This window comes from Variovorax boronicumulans (genome assembly GCF_040544675.1).
Classification (GTDB): domain Bacteria; phylum Pseudomonadota; class Gammaproteobacteria; order Burkholderiales; family Burkholderiaceae_C; genus Variovorax; species Variovorax boronicumulans_D.
The window spans coordinates 567608-586155 of the sequence record NZ_JBEPKK010000001.1; the positions used below are offsets into that span (position 1 = coordinate 567608).

General features: G+C 66.2%; 14 protein-coding genes. 1 reads left to right on the forward strand and 13 read right to left on the reverse strand.

From position 1 onward, the window contains the following. Window positions 1-23: 23 nt before the first annotated feature. The 3 genes from ABIC90_RS02665 to ABIC90_RS02675 all read right to left on the reverse strand — a co-directional run bounded on the left by ABIC90_RS02665 (window position 24) and on the right by ABIC90_RS02675 (window position 2955). Complete coding sequence (locus tag ABIC90_RS02665; RefSeq protein WP_354352478.1) at window positions 24-842, reverse strand: hypothetical protein; 819 nt, start codon at window positions 840-842, stop codon at window positions 24-26. Between the two features lie 48 nt (window positions 843-890). Beyond that, window positions 891-1883 carry a class I SAM-dependent methyltransferase gene (locus tag ABIC90_RS02670; protein WP_354352479.1) on the reverse strand — a complete coding sequence of 331 codons (993 nt, stop codon included), beginning with the start codon at window positions 1881-1883 and terminating at the stop codon, window positions 891-893. A 232-nt stretch (window positions 1884-2115) separates the two neighbouring features. Continuing rightward, window positions 2116-2955: an AraC family transcriptional regulator gene (locus ABIC90_RS02675; protein ID WP_354352480.1), complete on the reverse strand. Its 840-nt coding sequence runs from the start codon at window positions 2953-2955 to the stop codon at window positions 2116-2118. 286 nt (window positions 2956-3241) lie between these two features. On the opposite strand from ABIC90_RS02675, the gene ABIC90_RS02680 reads away from it, so the two are divergent. Further along, window positions 3242-4912: an acyl-CoA dehydrogenase family protein gene (locus ABIC90_RS02680; RefSeq protein ID WP_354352481.1), complete on the forward strand. Its 1671-nt coding sequence runs from the start codon at window positions 3242-3244 to the stop codon at window positions 4910-4912. Window positions 4913-4988: 76 nt separating this feature from the next. Here ABIC90_RS02680 and ABIC90_RS02685 read toward each other — a convergent pair whose 3' ends face one another. From ABIC90_RS02685 to ABIC90_RS02730, 10 genes are all read right to left on the reverse strand, one after another. Next, the gene (locus ABIC90_RS02685) at window positions 4989-6587 is read right to left on the reverse strand and encodes a glucan biosynthesis protein (RefSeq protein WP_354352482.1); all 1599 of its coding nucleotides are present in this window, start codon (window positions 6585-6587) and stop codon (window positions 4989-4991) included. A gap of 207 nt (window positions 6588-6794) precedes the next feature. Then, the gene (locus ABIC90_RS02690; RefSeq protein WP_354352483.1) at window positions 6795-7667 is read right to left on the reverse strand and encodes a class I SAM-dependent methyltransferase; all 873 of its coding nucleotides are present in this window, start codon (window positions 7665-7667) and stop codon (window positions 6795-6797) included. 100 nt (window positions 7668-7767) lie between these two features. After that, window positions 7768-9123 (reverse strand): carbohydrate porin, encoded by a 1356-nt coding sequence (locus ABIC90_RS02695; protein ID WP_354352484.1) that lies wholly within the window; start codon window positions 9121-9123, stop codon window positions 7768-7770. A gap of 133 nt (window positions 9124-9256) precedes the next feature. After that, entirely contained in the window at window positions 9257-10099 is an 843-nt protein-coding gene (gene iolB, locus ABIC90_RS02700) for a 5-deoxy-glucuronate isomerase (RefSeq protein ID WP_354352485.1), read from the reverse strand. Window position 10100: 1 nt separating this feature from the next. Beyond that, window positions 10101-11027 (reverse strand): myo-inosose-2 dehydratase, encoded by a 927-nt coding sequence (gene iolE / locus ABIC90_RS02705; protein WP_354352486.1) that lies wholly within the window; start codon window positions 11025-11027, stop codon window positions 10101-10103. A gap of 26 nt (window positions 11028-11053) precedes the next feature. Then, window positions 11054-12916 (reverse strand): 3D-(3,5/4)-trihydroxycyclohexane-1,2-dione acylhydrolase (decyclizing), encoded by a 1863-nt coding sequence (iolD, locus tag ABIC90_RS02710; protein WP_354352487.1) that lies wholly within the window; start codon window positions 12914-12916, stop codon window positions 11054-11056. After that, window positions 12913-14856 (reverse strand): bifunctional 5-dehydro-2-deoxygluconokinase/5-dehydro-2-deoxyphosphogluconate aldolase, encoded by a 1944-nt coding sequence (locus tag ABIC90_RS02715; RefSeq protein WP_354352488.1) that lies wholly within the window; start codon window positions 14854-14856, stop codon window positions 12913-12915. The genes iolD and ABIC90_RS02715 overlap by 4 nt, the downstream gene beginning before the upstream one ends. A 36-nt stretch (window positions 14857-14892) precedes the next feature. Beyond that, window positions 14893-15906 (reverse strand): ABC transporter permease, encoded by a 1014-nt coding sequence (locus ABIC90_RS02720; protein ID WP_354352489.1) that lies wholly within the window; start codon window positions 15904-15906, stop codon window positions 14893-14895. 34 nt (window positions 15907-15940) lie between these two features. Further along, window positions 15941-17488, reverse strand: a complete 1548-nt coding sequence (locus ABIC90_RS02725) for a sugar ABC transporter ATP-binding protein (RefSeq protein WP_354352490.1) — start codon at window positions 17486-17488, stop codon at window positions 15941-15943. Then, window positions 17488-18453: a sugar ABC transporter substrate-binding protein gene (locus ABIC90_RS02730; RefSeq protein WP_354352491.1), complete on the reverse strand. Its 966-nt coding sequence runs from the start codon at window positions 18451-18453 to the stop codon at window positions 17488-17490. The genes ABIC90_RS02725 and ABIC90_RS02730 overlap by 1 nt, the downstream gene beginning before the upstream one ends. Window positions 18454-18548: the final 95 nt, after the last annotated feature.

Sequence of the window (18548 nt, forward strand, 5' to 3'; positions counted from 1 at the left end):
CGCAAAAGCCGACAAGCCGTCCGCTATACATAGGCCACTTTTCTTTGCTGGGTGGCAACACCGGATTGCAGCAGGGCCGCATCCAGAACGTCCCACAGGCCGGTCAGCGAATCCAGAAAATCGTCCGCGCCCTCGATCACGAGGTGGGCGTATTCGGTCTTCAAGGCGAGTTCGACCGCGGTGCGGGCGTTCTGCTCGTGGTGCTGCTCGGCGCCGACTTCGCCCCAGTGCTCCAGCAGGTAATGCATTTCGGGCACCTCGAGGTCCACGTTGTAGATGCCGCTGTCCACGAGGCAGTATTTTTCGCCCGGAATCAATTGCTGGTTGGAGATCATTTCCAGTGCCAGCGTGGTGCCCAGGTTTCGGTAGGTGTTGTCGATGTCCGTCATCTTGCGGTGATCGAAGACGCCGATGGCCTTTCTGACCTGCGCGGTCATTCCGGTTTCCATGTCGTAGCCGGGCAGGGAGCCGAGCAATTGATTGGAAAAATCCTTGAGCTTCGCCTCGACCTGCTCCTGGTTGTAGAGATCCGAAAACACCGGCTTCTCGGCCGATTGGTTGACGATATATCCCGCCATCGTCGCCAGCTCGGGGCCGTGGCCCGATTCGCTTTCTACAATTTCCTCGAGCAATTCGCTTTGCCTGTGCAGCCCGTGCGCCTTGAGCGCATCCGGAAAATTCCATCCAGGACGCGTCGATGCGCAGAAACTCTGGATCTGGTGAAAAAGAGCTCCCACCACAGGAGGCTCGGGCTCGATCTTGACCCAATTCTTGAAAATCGGGTGCGAATAGCATCGATGACTTTTAACTCTCTCAACCAGATCGGAAATGGTAACGCTCATTTCGTACTCCTAATTACAGGTGGTTAAAAAACTGGCCTAAAAAAATGGCTATTTGCTTGCCATTAGCATTCGCCCCCCGGGGTGATCGAGAACTTCGACCCGCACATTCGAAAATCCTGCGCGGAACAGTTTTTCAGTCCATTCCTCTTCGCTCAGAAGCTTCCTGGACATGAAATGGTTGTGCAAATGGTTGAATGCCGCGGCGAACGGCTTTTCCCAGTTGGACGGCGCAACGGGAATGGCATCCACGATGATCAGCGTGCCCTTGATGGCATGGGCGCAGCATGCGCGCAGCAGGGCGTCCAGGGTTTCTTCTTCGGCGGGAAGAAGATCGTGCATGACGAATCCCGCATGAATGATGTCCGCATCCCTGATCAGCGACGCGTCTTCCACCAGGACCTGAATAGGTGCGGTCACGAATTGAAGACGGTCGCTCATTCCTGCCTCGTCGGCGGCACGAACGGCTTGTTCGGTGGCCGATGCGCTGAGGTCGATGCCGATGCCGACGGAGCCTGGGATTTTCCTGAGCATGCGAATCAGGAATCCGCCCGAGCCGGAGCCGAGGTCCACGATTTTTCGGGGGGCCATGGCGACAATGGCATTTTCGGGCTGCGGATAAAAGGATTTTTCGCCCATCCATTTCGATGTGCGGGCCACCAGGCCACCGCTGCGCGGGTATTTGATTTGCGCCTCTTCGTTGTTTTCCGAGAATTCCTTGGCGTTATTGATCAAGGGGGCGCAGGCGCGCAGCGCCCACGAGAGATAGCCGACTTCGTTGATCAATTCGTCGAAATTGCTTCCCGCCTTGTAGGTCGCCGGCGCATCCGTACTCAAGACCTCGATGATTCCTGCCTTGCTCAGGGAATCCAAGTACGCGGAAATCACGGACTCCTTGATTCCACAGGACTCGGACGCCGTGGCAGCATCCACGACCGGTGAGTTCTGGATCATTTCGATGATTCCATATTCGGCGCCTATTTCCAGCAGGATGGCGGAGCCTGCAAGTGAAGAGCCGGTAATGCCGCGATCGACGTTTTGCATGAGTCACCTGTGAGTTCAAAGTTACTGAAAACCAATTGATTACTTTGCAATGAGCTGCGAACCATTGATTGCACGATAAAGAGCGCCCCGACCCCCGTATTGGCAAAAATTGCAGTTGCGGGCCATTGCGCCGAAAAAGCGCATGCGCGCGCGGCCCTGTCGTTTCGGGCGCGGCATAAAAAAGGAACGGGGAGTGGTCAGCGCGCCGAACCGGCGCCGGGCTGGCGGGTTCTCAGCAGGTCCGGGCGCGCACGTACTGCAACGGTGTCATGCCGAAGGTGCGCTTGAAATGCCGGGTGAGGGCGCTCTGGTCGTAGAAGCCGCTTGCCACGGCCGCTTCGATCAGTGGCCGGCCCGCGGCGAGGTGGACGATGGCGGCCCGCAGGCGCAACTGCGTGAGGTAGGTGTGGGGCGTCAGTCCGATCGTGCGGTTGAATGCGCCGATCAATTGAAAGGGCGTCAGCCGGGCCGCTGTGGCCATCTGTTCCAGGGTCAATCGCTCCGAGAAGGCGTCGCGCAGAAGTTCGAGCACCGGCGCAAGCACGCGCGCATCGGTGGGTCCCTGGAGCACGCGTTGGCCCGGCTGTGCGTGGTTGTGGAAGAGCGTGCCGAAGCTGTGGACGAACAGCTCCTGCTGGCGCAGCGGATCCCACTCGGCGCTGTGGCCGTCGAACGCCCGGTGAAGCTCCAGAAAGCTGGCGATGAGGTCCGGGTCGCCGAAGATGTTGGAGCCGAAGTACCGGGGTTGGTCGATGCCCAGCGTGGTCATCAGGTGCCTTGTTCCGGGGTCGGCCAGGTAGATGGAGCGGTACCGCCAGCGCGCGCTGCCGCCCATGCGGCCCGAGTGGGGCTCGGCCGGATTGAACACCAGGAGCGCCTGCTGGTGGGCCATGCCCGTGCGGCCACGGCTCTTGAACTCCGCGCCGCCCACCTCGGTGACCGCAATCACGTAGGAATGGTGCACATGCGGTGCGTATTCATGCGTGGTGAAGTCCGCATGCAGCATGTCCATGCCCGGAATGCCGGGCACATGCCAGTAGCGCGATGTATTCAGAGGGTCCAGCTTGGCCAACGAAAACCTCCGTTTGGATCAGCACAGTTGCAGCGCGTGGCGCATTCAACCGATGGCGTGGCACCCGAATGGTGAGCCCAAACCGTTCATTCCCGTGATTACAACGCGATCCTGGGGGGCGAGGGCCGCCACCCGATCGCGGTACGTCGGTCAAGCAAAGCCTGTGCCATTCGGCCGGCCCGGTGCGCCGGATGCGCGCCCGGTGTGGACCCGGGAAAGATCAGGTTCACGAATCCCTGGGAATGCTTCACCATGCCTCCAGCGCCGCCACTTCCCGGAGAGCTTCATGACCATGCCGATCGCAAGCACCGAAACGCACAAGGTGCTCAACCAGGCCGATCCTTGCGTCGGCCACAACGCGTTCACGGACGATGTGGCGTTGCGCGAACTGGTTGCGCGCCATGCGGCCTGGAGCATTCCGAACGCGACGGCGCTCGGCGCATTGGCAGGCGATGAAGAGGTGCAGGACCTTGCACGGCTGGCCAACGAGCACTGCCCGCAACTGCGCACGCACGACCGCTTCGGCAATCGCCTGGACTGGGTCGAATTCCATCCCGCCTGGCATCGGCTGATGGCGCTGGGCTTCGCGCATGGCGTGCCCAGCCTGGCCTGGACGACCCCCGAGCCGTCGGGTCACTTTGCACGCGCGGTGCTCAGCTACCTGTGGAACCAGGTCGAGAACGGCACCGGCTGCCCCACGGGCATGGCCTACGCGGCATGCGCCGGCTTTGCGGGGCGGCCGGAGTTTGCGATGTGGCGCGAGAAGACGCTCTCCGGGCACTACGACCCGCGCCGTCTTCCGCTCCCGCAAAAGACGGGCGCCGTGATCGGCTATGCCATGACCGAGAAGCAAGGCGGCAGCGACCTGCGCCAGACCCAGACCATGGCCGCCTTCGTCGGCACCGAGAACGGCGCCAGCATCTACAGCGTGACGGGCCACAAGTGGTTCTTTTCGGTTCCCACCTCGGACGGCTTCTTCACGCTGGCGCAAACGGCATCGGGCGTCAGCTGCCTTTTCGTTCCACGCTTCCTGCCCGACGGCAGCGCCAATCGCGTGGCCGTGCAGCGCCTGAAAGACAAATGCGGAAACCGCTCCAACGCATCGAGCGAGATCGAGTTCGACAAGACCTGGGCGATGCTGGTGGGCGAGGAGGGACGCGGCGTCCGCGAGATCCTGTCGCACGCGCACCTGACGCGGCTGGACTTTGCCGTGGGTTCGGCGGGCCTGATGCGCCAGGCACTGACGCTGGCGATCCACCATGCAGCCACGCGCGACGGCTTCGGCCGGCGAATGGCCGACCTGCCGATGCAGACGAACGTGCTGGCCGACCTGGCGCTGGAAAGCGAAGCGGCCATGTTGTCGGCGATGCGCGTCGCCCGGGCGACCGACGGCATGGCATCGAGCGAACGCGAACGGCTCTTCGCTCGCGTGGCGACGCCGGTGGTCAAGTACTGGAACTGCCAGCGCGCGACGCATGTCGTCTACGAGGCGCTGCAGGTTCACGGCGGCAACGGCTTCATCATGGAGAACCCCATCGCGCGGCTGTACCGCGAGGCGCCGCTCAATTCGATCTGGGAAGGCACGACGAACATGATGTGCATGGACGTGCTGCGGGCACTGGGCCGCGAAAAGGGCGTGCTCGAAGTGTTCCTGGACGAAATTGCCCCGCCGGAGATCGACGACGCAGCGCATCTGAGGTTCATCGCCAGTCTGCGCGCCGATCTTTGCGGCAGCGCGATCGACGAGGGCAATGCGCGCGCCGTCGTGACGCGCATGGCGCTCGCGCTCCAGGCGAGCGAGATGCTCAAGAACAGCGATGGTGCCGTGGCGCAGCGTTTCGTGGCGTCGCGCCTGGGCGGCCGGCACGCCGGCGTCATGGGGACATTGCAGGCGGGAGCGGACCTGCGCCAGATCGTCGCGCGCGCGGCCTGCACGAGGTCTTCGAGCGAGATGTGATCCAGCCTACAGGCTGCATCGCGTCGCGCTTGTGCCCGACGCTTGCAAGCTGCCCGGTCATTGGACGCCGATGTGCTCAGCCCGGCTGGAACTGATACAGCCAGGTCTCCGTCAAGGTCTGGTCCCCGTTCTTCAGGTAAAGCCGCATGTCGACCGGCTCGTTGCCTTCGGGCGTGTAGTCGAACTGCGCCCGCCAGTGGCCGGGCACGCCGTTGGGCACGGCCTCGGCGAACACGTACGAGAACTTGCCGCGCGGCGCGGTGAGCATCACCTCGGGCTTGACACCGAAGGGGATGGTGGCCAACGGCTGGCCGATGAACTCGACCATGAACTTGCGCACGCCCTGCGGGCGCGGCTGGCCCGGCTGGCCGCCGCGTCCGATGCGGGTGGCCACGCAGTGCGCGAGCGGCGACGGAAAGGGCTCCTGGTCGGTCCAGTGCAGCCGGTACTGCAGGCTGTAGCTCGCGCCGGCCTTGGCATCGGCCTTGGGCACCCAGAACGCGACGACGTTGTCGTGGATCTCATCGTCGGTGGGGATCTCGATGAGCTGCACCGAGCCTTCGCCCCAGTCGCCCAGCGGTTCGATCCAGAGGCTGGGGCGCTTTTCGTAGTTGACGCCGTCCTGGTAGTGGTCGAACGCGCGGTCGCGCTGAAGGAGGCCGAAGCCGCGCGGCTTGGTGTCCGCGAAGGCGGAGGCGCGCGTTTGCGTGGGGTTGTTGAGCGGGCGCCAGATGCGCTCGCCCGCGCCGTTCCAGATGGCGAGGCCGTCGGAGTCGTGCACCTCGGGGCGCCAGTCGATGGCGGTGGGCTTGGTGGTCTCGGAGTACCAGTACATCGAGGTGAGCGGCACCAGGCCCAGGCGGGCGACGTCGCGGCGCAGGAAGAGGCGCGAATCGATGTCCATGATGACGGCCTTGCCGCGCTGCATGACGAACTTGAAGACGCCCGTGACGCTGGGGCCTTCGAGCAGTGCGTAGACCGTCATCGAGGTGGTGTTGCCTGCGGCCGGCGTCTCGAAATAGAAGCGGGTGAAGGTAGGAAATTCTTCGGGCTTGTCGGGCACCGCCACGTCCAGCGCGAGGCCGCGTGCCGACAGGCCGTACTGGTAGAGCTCGCCGATGGCGCGGAAGTACGAGGCGCCGAGGAAGGCGACCCAGTCGTTCTTCTGCCAGTCGAGCTTGGCCTGGTCGCCCAGGCGGCTTTCCTGCAGGCGAAAGCCCGCAAAGCCCGCGCCCGGCGGCAGCGCGCGCGCGGGGCTGTCGGGCGGCATCGAGAAGTAGTCGGGGCGGTAGAGCACCTCGCGCGCAAAGGCATCGCCGCCGGCGTTCTCCAGCACGTGCATGCGCACCGGCGTCTGGAAGAAGCGGCCCAGGTGAAAGAAGGTGACCGGAAAGGCCCCAGGGCCTTCGCGGAAGAGCGCGTTGGCGGGGTTGAACTTGATCTTGCCGTGCGCGTCGTAGTCGATTTTTTCGAGCACATCGGGGGCGAGCGGTGCAGCGGCCACATAAGGCTGCGCGGCCAGGCGCTTGGCCTGTGCGAGGAGGCGGTCGAAAGAAAAGGGCGCGGGTTGGCTCAGTTGCAGGCCGTTGGCGGCCAGCGCCTCGGCGGGCAGTCCAAGGGCGGCGAGTGCGGCGGCGGCACCACCAGCGGCGAGGAAGGATCGGCGATCAAGCATGTGTTTCTTGAGGGTTTCGAATGAGTTTTGGGGGGAGTGGGGAAGCGAGGCGGGTTCCGAACAATCATCCCGGCGCAGCGAGAGACGCGGAAAACATTCTCCTCGACACGAACAGCAAGCAGCATGCCGCATCCGGCCGGGTTGCGCGCGTCAGCCATTCCGCGCAACCAAAGCCGGACAAAACCGGCGATTCGGAAAATTGTGCGTTTATGTTTCGGCGCCGTTTGCGGCACCTTTTGCCGTGCCCGCCGCATCCCCCGCGCGCAGCGCATACACGGCATAGAGCGGCACGCCGAAGACCATCCGGAACATCGGCCCGAACAGCGTGAACGCAAGACCCAGGCCTTCGAGCACGCGGAAGGTGCTGTCCAGGTGCAGGCGCGGGTGAGACTGCGTCAGCTCGGCCGGCCGGCGCAGGCCCCACAGAAATTCAGCGCCGGTGGGCCGCACCGACGGATGGTTGCGGGCGTGGCCGGTGGCGATCCAGCACATGGCATCGAAGGCCAGCACCGAGCCTGCGGGCGCGCGTTCGCCGAAGGTGGCGAACACCGCCTGCACGGTCTCGGGCTTCAGGTACATGAGCACGCCCTCGGTGAAGAGAAAGACCGGTTGCCCCTTGCGCTTGCGGGGCAGGGCGAGCCGGTCCCACCAGTCGGGCGAGGTCAGGTCGAGCTCGCGCAGGTCGTGGCGCGGGTTGTTCTCGGGGATCAGCTCGCGGCGCAACTCGAGCACCTCGGGCAGGTCGGCATCGGTCATGCGCGACTTGTCGTCGTCCAGCCATTGAAAGTAATGGCTCAGGCCGCAGCCCAGGTTCACCACATGCGCGCCGGGATGCTGCTTCAGAAAATCCTGCGCCAGGCTGCGAAAGCGCCGCGTGCGCGAGAGGATGCCGTAGATGGTGGTGCGGTCTTCGGGCAGCGCGTGCCCGTCGTCGCGGATCTTCTCGAGGATGCCGGCGGCGTAGGCGTCCCGCACGGCCACCTGCGGAAAGATCGCATCGCCCGACGCGCGCGCGGCCAGCGGAATGCGCAAGGTCGAAGGTACGGCCGAGAGCGGGCGTGCGGGTTTTCTTGTTGTCATGAATGCAGGAGCGGGACCATGAGCAAAGTCTGGCCGCTCTTGCATGCGGGGGCAAGTCAGTCTTTCGTTCCGCCGGCGATGGGTAGGCCGGCGTGCGGCGTCACTCCCACCAGGCTTCCATCTGGACGCCGAAGGTGGTCGCGCTCCTGCGGCCGTTGGCGCCGAAGCTGGCGGCGTTGGCGTCCCCCGCGGCCTTGTTCCAGCCGGCGCGCGTGGCGTAGATGCGGAACTCGGGCCGGGTCCAGAAGTTGGTGTCCGGCGAGAACGCCACGGCGATCGTGCCCTTGTTCAGCGTCTGCCGGGGCTGGTTGTCGGTGCTGCGGCGCGTGGTCGCGACTTCGGCCAGCAGCTTGGTGTAGCGGGCGATGCCGTAGGAGACGCGTCCGCCCAGCGAGAAGTCCTTGACCTCGGGGCCGTTGTCCGCGCGCGTGGTCTGGTAGCCGATGAGGCCCTGCCCGCCGAAGCGCCCGATCTGGAAGTCCACCGAGTCCAGAATGCGCCGCTGCCTGGCGCCCGCCTGCGGCGTGACCACGGTGCGCTCCACCAGCGGCGCGAAGAGCAGCATGTTGTCCACCCCGAAGCCCGGCGGCAGCAAGAGGCCCGTGGTGGTGCTGCTGCTGTCCAGGTTGTAGAACTTGCCGCTGAGCGAGGCGTGGCCGCTCGATGCCTGCAGGATCACCGTGTTGTTCAGGCCCGGCACCAGGAAGTTCTTCTGGATGTGCATGAGCCCCAGCGCACCGCCGTCGCGCCCCTTGGCGAAATCGCCCGACACCAGCCCGCCCGTGACCGTGAGCTTGCCGTCGGGGTTGGTCGGGATGTCGCGCCACTGCAGGTTGATGCGCTTGGCGTTGTTGGGGTTGCCGTTCTTGTTGTCCACCGAGTCCGCGGTGTGCAGCGCCACGTTGAGCCGGCCCAGGCCGCCCAGGGGAATGTCGTCGATGCCGGCGCCGAAGTTGTCGCCGTCCTCCACCACCCACTTGTCCACGATGTGCACGTCCTGGATGCGGCGGTAGCGCTGGCCGGCCCAGAGGGTTGCGGTGTTGCCGAAGATGCCGCCGAGCGAAAAGTACGCTTGCGCGGTGCCGCTCTTGCCGTTGTAGATGGTGGGCATGTAGAACACGCCCCAGTGGATGCCGTTGCCCAGGTCGAATTTCTTGCCGATGCCGAACTCCAGGTAGTTGTCGCCCTCGTTGCCCAGCCGGTACTTCTGCAGGTCGCCGCCCAGCGAATAGCCGCCCTCGAGCCTGCCCTTGCCGGCGCTGTAGAAGCCGCCGCGGCCATAGCCCCAGAACTCCAGGCCGGTGGCCTCGTTGATCTTCTTGACGAATTCCTTGGTGGGGTCCTTGGCCTCGGCCTGCGGGGGCTCGTCGGTTTGCTGGGCCTGCGCATGGGCCTGCACGCCCAGGCCGGCCAGCAGCATGACGGCAACGGGCAGGCGGCGGTGTTTTGTTCTCATGAAAAGTCTCCTCGGTTCCTGGTGGTTGGTTGGGTGGGTGGAAGTCGTGCGATTTCTTCAGGCAAAGGCATCCCCCCACCGGCCTTGGCCGGTGTTTGGCGATGCATCTGCAGAAGAGGGGGGGGAAGGGCCGCTAGCTGCGCTTGGCTGCCAGCTGCTCCTGTGCGTCCGGGCGCAACATCCACTCGTGCGCCGGATCGTTCTTGAAGACCCAGTAACGGCCGGGTCCGGCCATCACGTTCAGGTAGTACAGGTCGTAGCCGTGCGGCGCGACCACCGGGTGGTAGCCGCGCGGCACCATCACGGTGTCGTGGTTCTCCACGGCCATGGATTCATCGAGGCTGCGGTCGTCGGTGTAGACGCGCTGGAAGGCAAAACCCTGCGGCGGGTTCAGCCGGTGGTAGTAGGTTTCCTCGAGCAGTGTTTCCTCGGGCAGTGCATCGCGGTCGTGCTTGTGCGGCGGATAGCTGGAGGCGTTGCCTGCCGGCGTGATCACCTCCACCACCAGCAGATGCGCGGCGCGCGGATCGTCGTGCGGCAGGATGTCGCAGACGTGGCGCGTGTTACTGCCCTTGCCGCGCACCGAGCGCTTCATCGCGGCGGTGTCGAGCACGCAGGCTTCGCGCTGCTGGCTGCCGGCCGGCGCGGTGCACAGCGCCACCTCGGCATCGCGGACCGCCTCGATGCCTACAGCGGCCCCGCCCGGCACATAGACCGCGGCGGGAGCGACGGGCTCGAACACGCTGTCGCGCGTGCCCAGTTGCGTGTAGCGCCGGCCGTCCACCTCGATGTCGACGGTGCCGGTCAGCACCACCAGGCAGAGTTCGCGGTCGCCGGTGGCCAGGAATTCGGTCTCGCCCTTTTTCAGGCGCAGCACCTTGAAGCCGACGTGCGTCCAGCCGGCGCGCTCCGGCGTCACATCGACCACGGTGCGGCCTTGGGCCGCGGCCTTCACGAGCAATGGACTGAGTGCCATGTCAGTGCGCCTGCGCCTGTGCCGCGGCCATCCTGTCGACGATGCCGCGCAGGGTTTCGTAGCCCTTCTTCGCGAAGGCATAGCTGGGCGCGACCGCCGGGTCCTGCTCGGCCTCGACCACGAGCCAGCCTTCGTAGCCGGCCTGGTGCAGCACCGTGAGCACCGCCTCGAAATCCAGATCGCCGTCGCCCGGCACAGTGAAGGTGCCGTTGAGCACGCCGTCCAGGAACGACAGGCCTTCGTTGCGCGTCTGGCGGATCACGCCCGCGCGCACGTCCTTGCAATGCACGTGTGCCACGCGGCTCACATGCTTCCTGAGCAGCGCCGCCGGGTCGCCCGCGCCGCCGTAGTAGGCGTGGCCGGTATCGAACAGCAGCGACACGCACGCCGGATCGGTCAGCGCCATCAGCGTGTCCACGTCCTGCGGCGATTCGACATACGCGCCCATGTGGTGGTGATAGGCCAGGGTGATGCCGTACCTGGTCTTCAGGTGTTCGCCGAATGCGTTGAGCCGTGCGGCGTAGGCGGCCCATTGCGCCTGGCCCGCAAAGCGCGGGCGCTTGGACAGCGGCGTGTCCATGCGGCCCTGGATGGAGCCTGCGACTTCGCCGTAGACCACGACCTTGCAGTCGTTGAAGCGAAGCTTTTCCATGTGGGCGGCGCAGCGGTCGATTTCCGCAGCGACCGTGCCTTCGGCGAGATGGCCGGAGTACCAGCCCGAGACGCAGGCCAGGCCGTATTCGGCGAGCGTTGCCTTCAAGGCGGCCGGTTCCTTGGGGAACTTGTTGCCCAGCTCGAAGCCGGCGTAGCCGATCTCCGCGCCTTCGCGCAGCGCGGTGGACAGCGGCGTTGCACCGCCCAGCGCGGGCAGGTCGTCGTTCATCCAGGAGAGGGGGTTGATGCCGATTCGGACGTTCCAGGTGGTCATGGCGTGCTTGTTTCCAGCAGTGGGGTTCAAAGTTTCTGATCTCGTTTGGCGGCTTCGTAGCGCGCGCGGGCTTCGTTGACCTCAGCGCGCGCGGAGACTTCGGGGATCGCCACTTCCCACCAGCAGCCGCCGTCGGGGGTGGTGCGTTCCTCGGTGGTGTCGATCACGATCACCTGGGTGCCGCTGGCGGCGCGGGCCGCTGAAAGGGCCTTGCGAAGGGCGGCGATGTCTTGCACATGCACCGCCTGCGCGCCCATGCTGCGGGCGTGACCCGCGAAGTCGATGGTCGAGGCATTGCCGCCTTCGGGAATGCAGTCGTCCAGCATGTTGTTGAACTGCGGCGAACCGCTCGCGCGTTGCAGGCGGTGGATGCAGCCGTAGCCCCGGTTGTCGAGCACCACCACGATCAGTTTGCGGCCCAGAAGCACCGAGGTGGCGATCTCCGAATTCATCATCATGTAGGAGCCGTCGCCCACCATGACGATCACCTCCTTGTGCGGCCGTGCGAGCTTCACGCCCAGCCCCCCGGCGATCTCGTAGCCCATGGTGGAGTAGCCGTACTCCATGTGGTAGCCGCCGGGCGCGCTTGTGCGCCAGAGCTTGTGCAGCTCGGCAGGCAGCGTGCCGGCGGCACACACGACGATGTCGTCGACCGGCGAGTCGGGCGCCGAATCGCGCACCGCGCCGATCACTTCGGCGTCGTAGGGCAACTCGTCCTGGGGTGTTGTGGTGGTCAGTTCGGTCACGCGTGCCACCCAGCCGGCTGCGAGGGTGCGGGCGCGCGACGTCCATTGCGGCGCGGCCTGCCAGCCCGCCAACGCGACTTGCAGCTGCTCGAGGCCTGCGCGCGCATCGGCCACCAGCGAGGTGCAGCCGCGCTTGGTGGCGTCGAAGGCCTGCACATTCAGGCTCAGCATGGGCACATGGCCCAGCAGGCTGTTCGAGCCGGTGGTGAAGTCTTGCAGCCGTGTGCCGACGGCAAACACCAGGTCGGCTTCGCGTGCCATGGCGTTCGCCGCGGGCGAGCCGGTCACGCCGATGGCGCCAAGGTTGAGCGGATGGTCCCAGGCCATGCTGCCCTTGCCGGCCTGGCTCTCGGCCACGGGCACGCCATGGGCCTCGGCGAAGGCACGCAGCGCGTCCCAGGCCTGGCTGTAGAGCACGCCGCCGCCCACGACGAGTAGCGGCCGCTCCGCGGCGCGCAGCAGGTGGGTGGCACGCGCCAGTTCGCCGCTGTCGGGCGCCGCGCGCCTGAAGCGCAGCGTCTCGGGGTGCAGGAAGTGCTCGGGGCAGTCGAAGGCCTCCGTCTGCACGTCCTGCGGCAGAGCCAGGCACACGGGCCCGCAGCTGGCCGGATCGACCAGGGTCTGGATGGCGCGGGGCAGGGCCGAGAGAATCTGCTCGGGCCGCACGATGCGGTCGAAGTAGCGCGTGACCGGCCGCAGGCAATCGTTGACGCTCAGGTCACCGTGCCCGAAATTCTCCAGTTGCTGAAGCACCGGGTCGGGCGCACGCGAGGCGAAGATGTCGCCGGGGAGCAGCAGCACCGGCAGGCGGTTGACATGGGCCAGCGCCGCGGAGGTCACCAGGTTGGTCGCGCCGGGGCCGATGGAGGTGGTCACCGCCATGATCCGTTGGCGGAACTGGGCTTTGGCATACGCGACCGCGGCGTTGGCCATGCCCTGTTCGTTGTGTGCGCGCAAGGTCGGCAGCGCATGGCGTTCGGCGGCCAGCGCTTCGCCCAGCCCGGCCACGTTGCCGTGCCCGAAGATCGAGAACACGCCGCCCACATAGGGCTCGACCGTGCCGTCGGCCATCTCGACGCGCAGGGCGGCCAGGTGGCGCACCAGCGCCTGTGCCATCGTGATGCGTTGGGTCTTGTTTGTCATGGGTGCGATCCGTCCCAGGCTTCGACCAGCTGGGCAAAGTTGCTCGCCACCGCGCTCACCAGCGCCTCGTCGCCGATCTCCTGCCGCAGCCAGCGCAGGCTCGGCGCGACCCACAGCGTGCGGCCGATCATGAAGCCCTTGACGATGGGGTTGGTGGCATCCGCGAAGTTGCGGGCCAGCTGAGGGAGCGGCAGGTTGAGCCCGAGGATCACGACGCCGCGGCACTGCGGGTCGCGCTCGGCGACCATCTGCGCCAGCCGGTCCCACGCGGCCGGCGCCATGGGCAAGAGCTTCCACCACTCGGGCCTGAAGCCCAGGTTGTAGAGGCGCTCGATGGAGCGCAGCACCGCCGTGTCGCGGGCGTTGTCGGTGTCCTCGGCGGGCAGCTTGTCCGCGGGCGGAATCATTTCGAGCAGCAACTCGTGGCCGCTCGCGCGGGTGGCCTCCCACAGCTCCCCCAGGCGGGACTCCTGCTCCAGGCGCAAGGGCGCCGGGTCATCGGGGTGGTAGTAGACCAGGCACTTGACCGTCTGCTCGATGGGCCATTGCGCCAGTTGCGAACCGATGGACAGCGTGCCGTCGAATCGCAGCGGATACGACAGCGGCAGTTCCACCGGCCGGCCTACCCACCAACCGCGTCCCGTGGCGGCGGCGAGCGCGTCGCTGCCGTAGCTGCCGTCGATCAGCACGCCGACGCGGCCTTGCAGCGCGTGGCTTTTCTCCACACGGGCCGCGGCCTCGACCAGCAAGCGCTTGAGACGCGGCAGGCGCGACTCGTCGGTGCCGGCTTCGCGTGCGAGGTCTGCAAACTGGGCGCGATGATCGAAGGCCAGCACCGCCGGCGACGGCCACTGCACGCGTGCGGCGGTGGTCCGGTGCAGATGGGCGAGCTGCGTGTCGGCATCGACCTTCGGGTTACGGCCGCCGCTGAACCAGTGGTCCAACTCGGCGGGCGTCGGCATCGCGGACGAACAGGCGTGGCGCGAGACGACGATCGCGCCGCAGGCGTTGGCGAGCCGCGCGGCCTCGTCGAAGCTCTGGCCCCGCAGCAAACCGGTGAGCAAGCCGGCGGCGAACGCATCGCCTGCGCCGAGCACATTGAGCACCTCGACCTGTTCGCCGCGCACGGTGGGCGCATCTTCGATGCGCGCCGGCACCGCGCCCGGAATGAAGCAGCAGCCGGCCGCGCCGAGCTTGACCACCATGGCCGCCGAAGTGACGCCGCGCACCGCGCGCAGCGAAGCCATCAGGTCGCCGGGCACGCCGCCGGCGATGAGGAATTCTTCTTCCGTGCCGACCAGCAGGTCGAAGCGCGGCAGCATGGCCTGCAGCCGCTGCGTCACCGCTGCATCGGGTACGAACCGGTTGGCGCCTTCGCCGCGCTTGGTAAGGCCCCACAGCACGGGGCGGTAGTCGATGTCGAGCACCCGCAGCACGCCGTGCCGCGCGGCATGGTCGAGCGCGGCGACGGACGCGGCCTGCACCGTCGGCGTGCTCAGGTGCGTGCCGGTGATGAGCAATGCGCGGCATTGGGCGATGAAGTCGCCGTCGATCTGCGCGGCGTCCAGCGCCATGTCGGCGCAGTTCTCGCGGTAGAAGAGCAGCGGAAAGGTGTCGCGGTCCTTGATGCCGAGCAGCACCAGCGCGGTCAGGCGCTGCGGATCGATCTGGATCTGCGAAACGTCGCAGCCTTCGCGCTGCAGCGCCTCGACCAGGAAGCGGCCCATCTGCTCGTCGCCCACGCGCGAGATCATGGCGGCGCGCAGGCCCAGGCGGGCCGCACCGAACGCGATGTTGGCGGACGAGCCGCCCAGGTAGCGCGAGAAGCTGGTGGCGTCTTCGAGCCGGCTGCCGATCTGCTGTGCGTACAGGTCGACCGCGAGGCGGCCCAGGCACACCAGGTCGTGGCGGCGTCCTTCGGGAATCTTCAGTGTCTGCATGTTTTCTCTGTGGTTGTCTGGTCTGTCTTGTGGTGTTCAGTGCTTGCCGCTGCGGCGAGACTTGGCATAGGTGTCGAAGGCGACCGCGATGACGATGATCACGCCGATCACCACCTGCTGGTAATAGGCCGACACGTTCAGCATCACCAGGCCGTTGAGCAGCACGCCCAGCAGGATCGATCCGATGATCGTGCCGCCCACGCCGCCCAGTCCGCCGAAGAGGCTGGTGCCGCCGATGACCACGGCCGCGATCACCCGCAGCTCGTAGGAAACACCGGCCACCGCCTCGGCCGAGCCCAGTCGCGCCGCCAGCAGGAAGCCGCTCAGACCGGCCAGCAGGCCCACCACCACGTACACGCTGACGACGATGCGCTTGACGTCCAGGCCCGAGAGCCGCGCGGCTTCGGGGTTGCCGCCCACGGCATAGATGGAGCGCCCGTAGCGCGAGTAGCGCAGCGTGATGTAGCCGGCCGCCGAGACCAGCGCGAACACGATCACCGGCACCGGAATGCCCAGCACGTCGCCACGTCCCCACCAGCGAAAGCCTTCGTCGAAGCCGCTGATCGGGCCGCCGTCGTTGAGGATCAGCGTGGCGCCGCGCCAGATCGTCATGCCGCCCAGCGTGACGATGAAGGGTGGCACGTTGAGCTTGGTGACGGTCTTGCCGTGCAGGTAGCCCGCGGCCGTGCCGACCGCGCAGGCGATGAGCAGCGCCGCGAGCCAGCTCACCGGAAAGGTGTCACCCAGCATCACCACCACCGAGGCCGCGCACATGGCGGAAAACGCGAGCAGCGAACCGACGGCCAGGTCGACGCCGCCGGTGAGGATCACGCACGTCATGCCGACCGCGATGATTCCGTAGATCGACACCTCGGTGAGGATGTTGGAGATGTTGCGCATCGAAATGAAGCGCGGGTTCTGCGACGCGAACAGAACGATCAGAAGCACCAGGAACAGCAGCACGCCGTACTTCTCGAGGAAGCCGATGACGTCGTGCTTGCGCGCCTTGTGCGCTTTGGAGGGGGGCGCCGTGGCGGCGGTGGAAGTCATGGGTGTCTCTCCTTGGTCTGTTTTCAATGCGGACTCAGGCCGCCATGGCCAGCTCGGCCTCGGGACGGGCGCCCAGGGCCATGAGGTTCATGAGTTGTTCCTCGGTGGCTTCGCTGCCCGGCGTGGAGCCGGTGATGGCGCCGTTCATGAAGGTCACGATGCGGTCGCTCACCGCCATGACCTCGGGAAGCTCGGACGAAATGACGATCACCGCCACGCCTTGCGCGGCCATGTCGAACAGCACCTGGTGCACCTCGGCCTTGGCGCCGACGTCGATGCCGCGCGTGGGTTCGTCCACGATCAGCACCTTGGGGTTGAGCGCCATGCAGCGCGCCAGCAGCACCTTCTGCTGGTTGCCGCCCGACAGGGTGCCGATGCTCACCTTGTCGCTGGACATCTTGATCGACAGCTTGCGGCGGTACTCCTCGATCATCCGGGTCTCGGCCGCCTCGTCGACGAACCACCGCATCTTGCTGAGGCGCCCGAGGCTGGGCAGCGTCATGTTGTGGCGGATGGAGTGCGAGAGAAAGCAGCCCTGCTGCTTGCGGTCTTCCGGCACCAGCACGATGCCCGCGTCGATGCCGTCCCGGGGCGAGCGCAGCACCACCTGCTGGTTCAGCACGCGCACCGTGCCGCTGTCGCAGGGGTCGGCACCGAAGATCACGCGCGCCATTTCGGTGCGGCCTGCGCCGACCAGCCCGGCGAAGCCGACGATCTCGCCTGCGCGCACATGCACCGACATGTCGCAGAGCGAGGTCGCGCTGGTGCCCGAGACGGCCTTCAGCCGGCTCACGCCCTCGACCTTCAGCACCACCTCGCCGAGCACGCCGGACGATTCGCGCTTCACGCCCACCACCTCGCGCCCGACCATGTGGCGCACCAGGTCGTTCACGGTGGCGTCGGCCACTTCGCCGGTCGTCACGTAGCGGCCGTCGCGGAACACCGTGAAGCGGTCGCAGATGGTCTTGACTTCGTTGAGCTTGTGCGAGACGTAGATGATGCCCAGGCCCCGCGACTTCAGGTCGCGGATGATGTCCAGCAACTGCTCGACCTCGCGTCCGCTCAGCGCGGCGGTGGGCTCGTCCATGACGATCAGCCGCGCCTTGACGGTCATGGCCTTGGCGATCTCGACCATCTGCTGTTTCGCGACGCTCAGCGAGCGCACCTCGTCGCGCGGGTCGAGGTCGATGCCCAGGTCGCGAATGACCTTCTCGGCATCGTCGTACAGCCGCGACCAGTGGATCAGCCCGTTGCGCAGCGGCTCGCGGCCGATGTACATGTTCTCGGCCACCGAGAGGGCGGGCAGCAGGTTGAACTCCTGGTAGATCGTGACGATGCCGGTGCGCTGGCGCAGCATCGGCGAGTCGGCGGGCGAGAGCGCCCGGCCTTCGAACTCGATGCTGCCTTCGTCGGCCGGCTGCGCGCCCGCCAGGATCTTCAGCAGGGTGGACTTGCCCGCCCCGTTTTCACCGAGCAGCGCATGCACTTCGCCCGCGACCACGTCCAGCTGCACCCCGTCCAGCGCCTTGACGCCCGGAAAGGATTTGCGGATGCCGCGTACCTTGAGCAACGGGGCCGTCATCACTTGAGCTCGCCGGACCGCGCAGCTTCGGAGAGGTTGGCCTTGGTGATCAGGATCGGCTCGATGCCGACCGACTTGATCTCGGTCTTGTTGCGGATGTTGGCCACCAGCAGCTGCAGGGCGGTGCGGATCTGCTTGCCGGGGCTTTGCTCCACGGTGAGCGTCATTTCTCCGTCGCGCACTTTCCTGAGCGCATCGGGCGATGCGTCGTAGCCCAGCACCTTGATGCCCTGCTTGGAAAGGCCGGCCGACTGGATGGCTTCGACCGCGCCGAGCGCCATGTCGTCGTTGGCCGCCAGGATCACCTGCGGCGGCTTGCCGGTGAGCGAGGTGAGGATGTTCTGCGTGACCGTGAGGCCCTGGTCGCGCGCCCAGTTGGCGGTTTGCTCGGCCACGATCTTGTACTTGGGGCCTGCCTTGGCAAAGGCGTCGTGCACGCCCTTGGCGCGGTCGATGCCCGAGCTGCTGCCGGGCTGGCCGGTCAGGAAGACGATGCTGGCGCCGTCGGGAAAGTTCTTGACGACCCACTCGGCCATCATGCGGCCGCCCGCGACGTTGTCGGCGCCCACGTGGGGGATGGGGCTCTTCGCGCCGTCGACGCGGCGGTCCACCGTGACGACGGGAATCTTGTCGCCGAGCACTTCGTTGAGCGCCGGCGTCATCGCCTTGGCGTCGGTGGGCGCGATGATGATGCCGTCCACGCCCTGCGTGATGGCCACGGAAACGTCGGCGGTCTGCTTGGGCGAGCTGGCCTGGCCGTCGACCACGTTGAGCTTGACCTTGAGCTTCTTCGCCTCGTCCTGCAGCTCGCGGTTCATGAACACGAAGAACGGTTCGGCCATGTTGTGAAAGAGCGCGGCAATGCGTTCGTTGTCCGCGAACGCGGGCGAAGAGGGCAGCGCGAGCGATGCGGCGGCAAGCGTTGCCGTTGCGAAGAGGGCTTTGCGAAAAGGGGTTCGGGTCACTGGCGGTCTCCTTGTTTTGACGGAGGCGATCTTAGAAAAGCGATTCCAGAAATGCAAATGTTTTTCTATTTATTATTTAAGTAGAAACCCTGTTC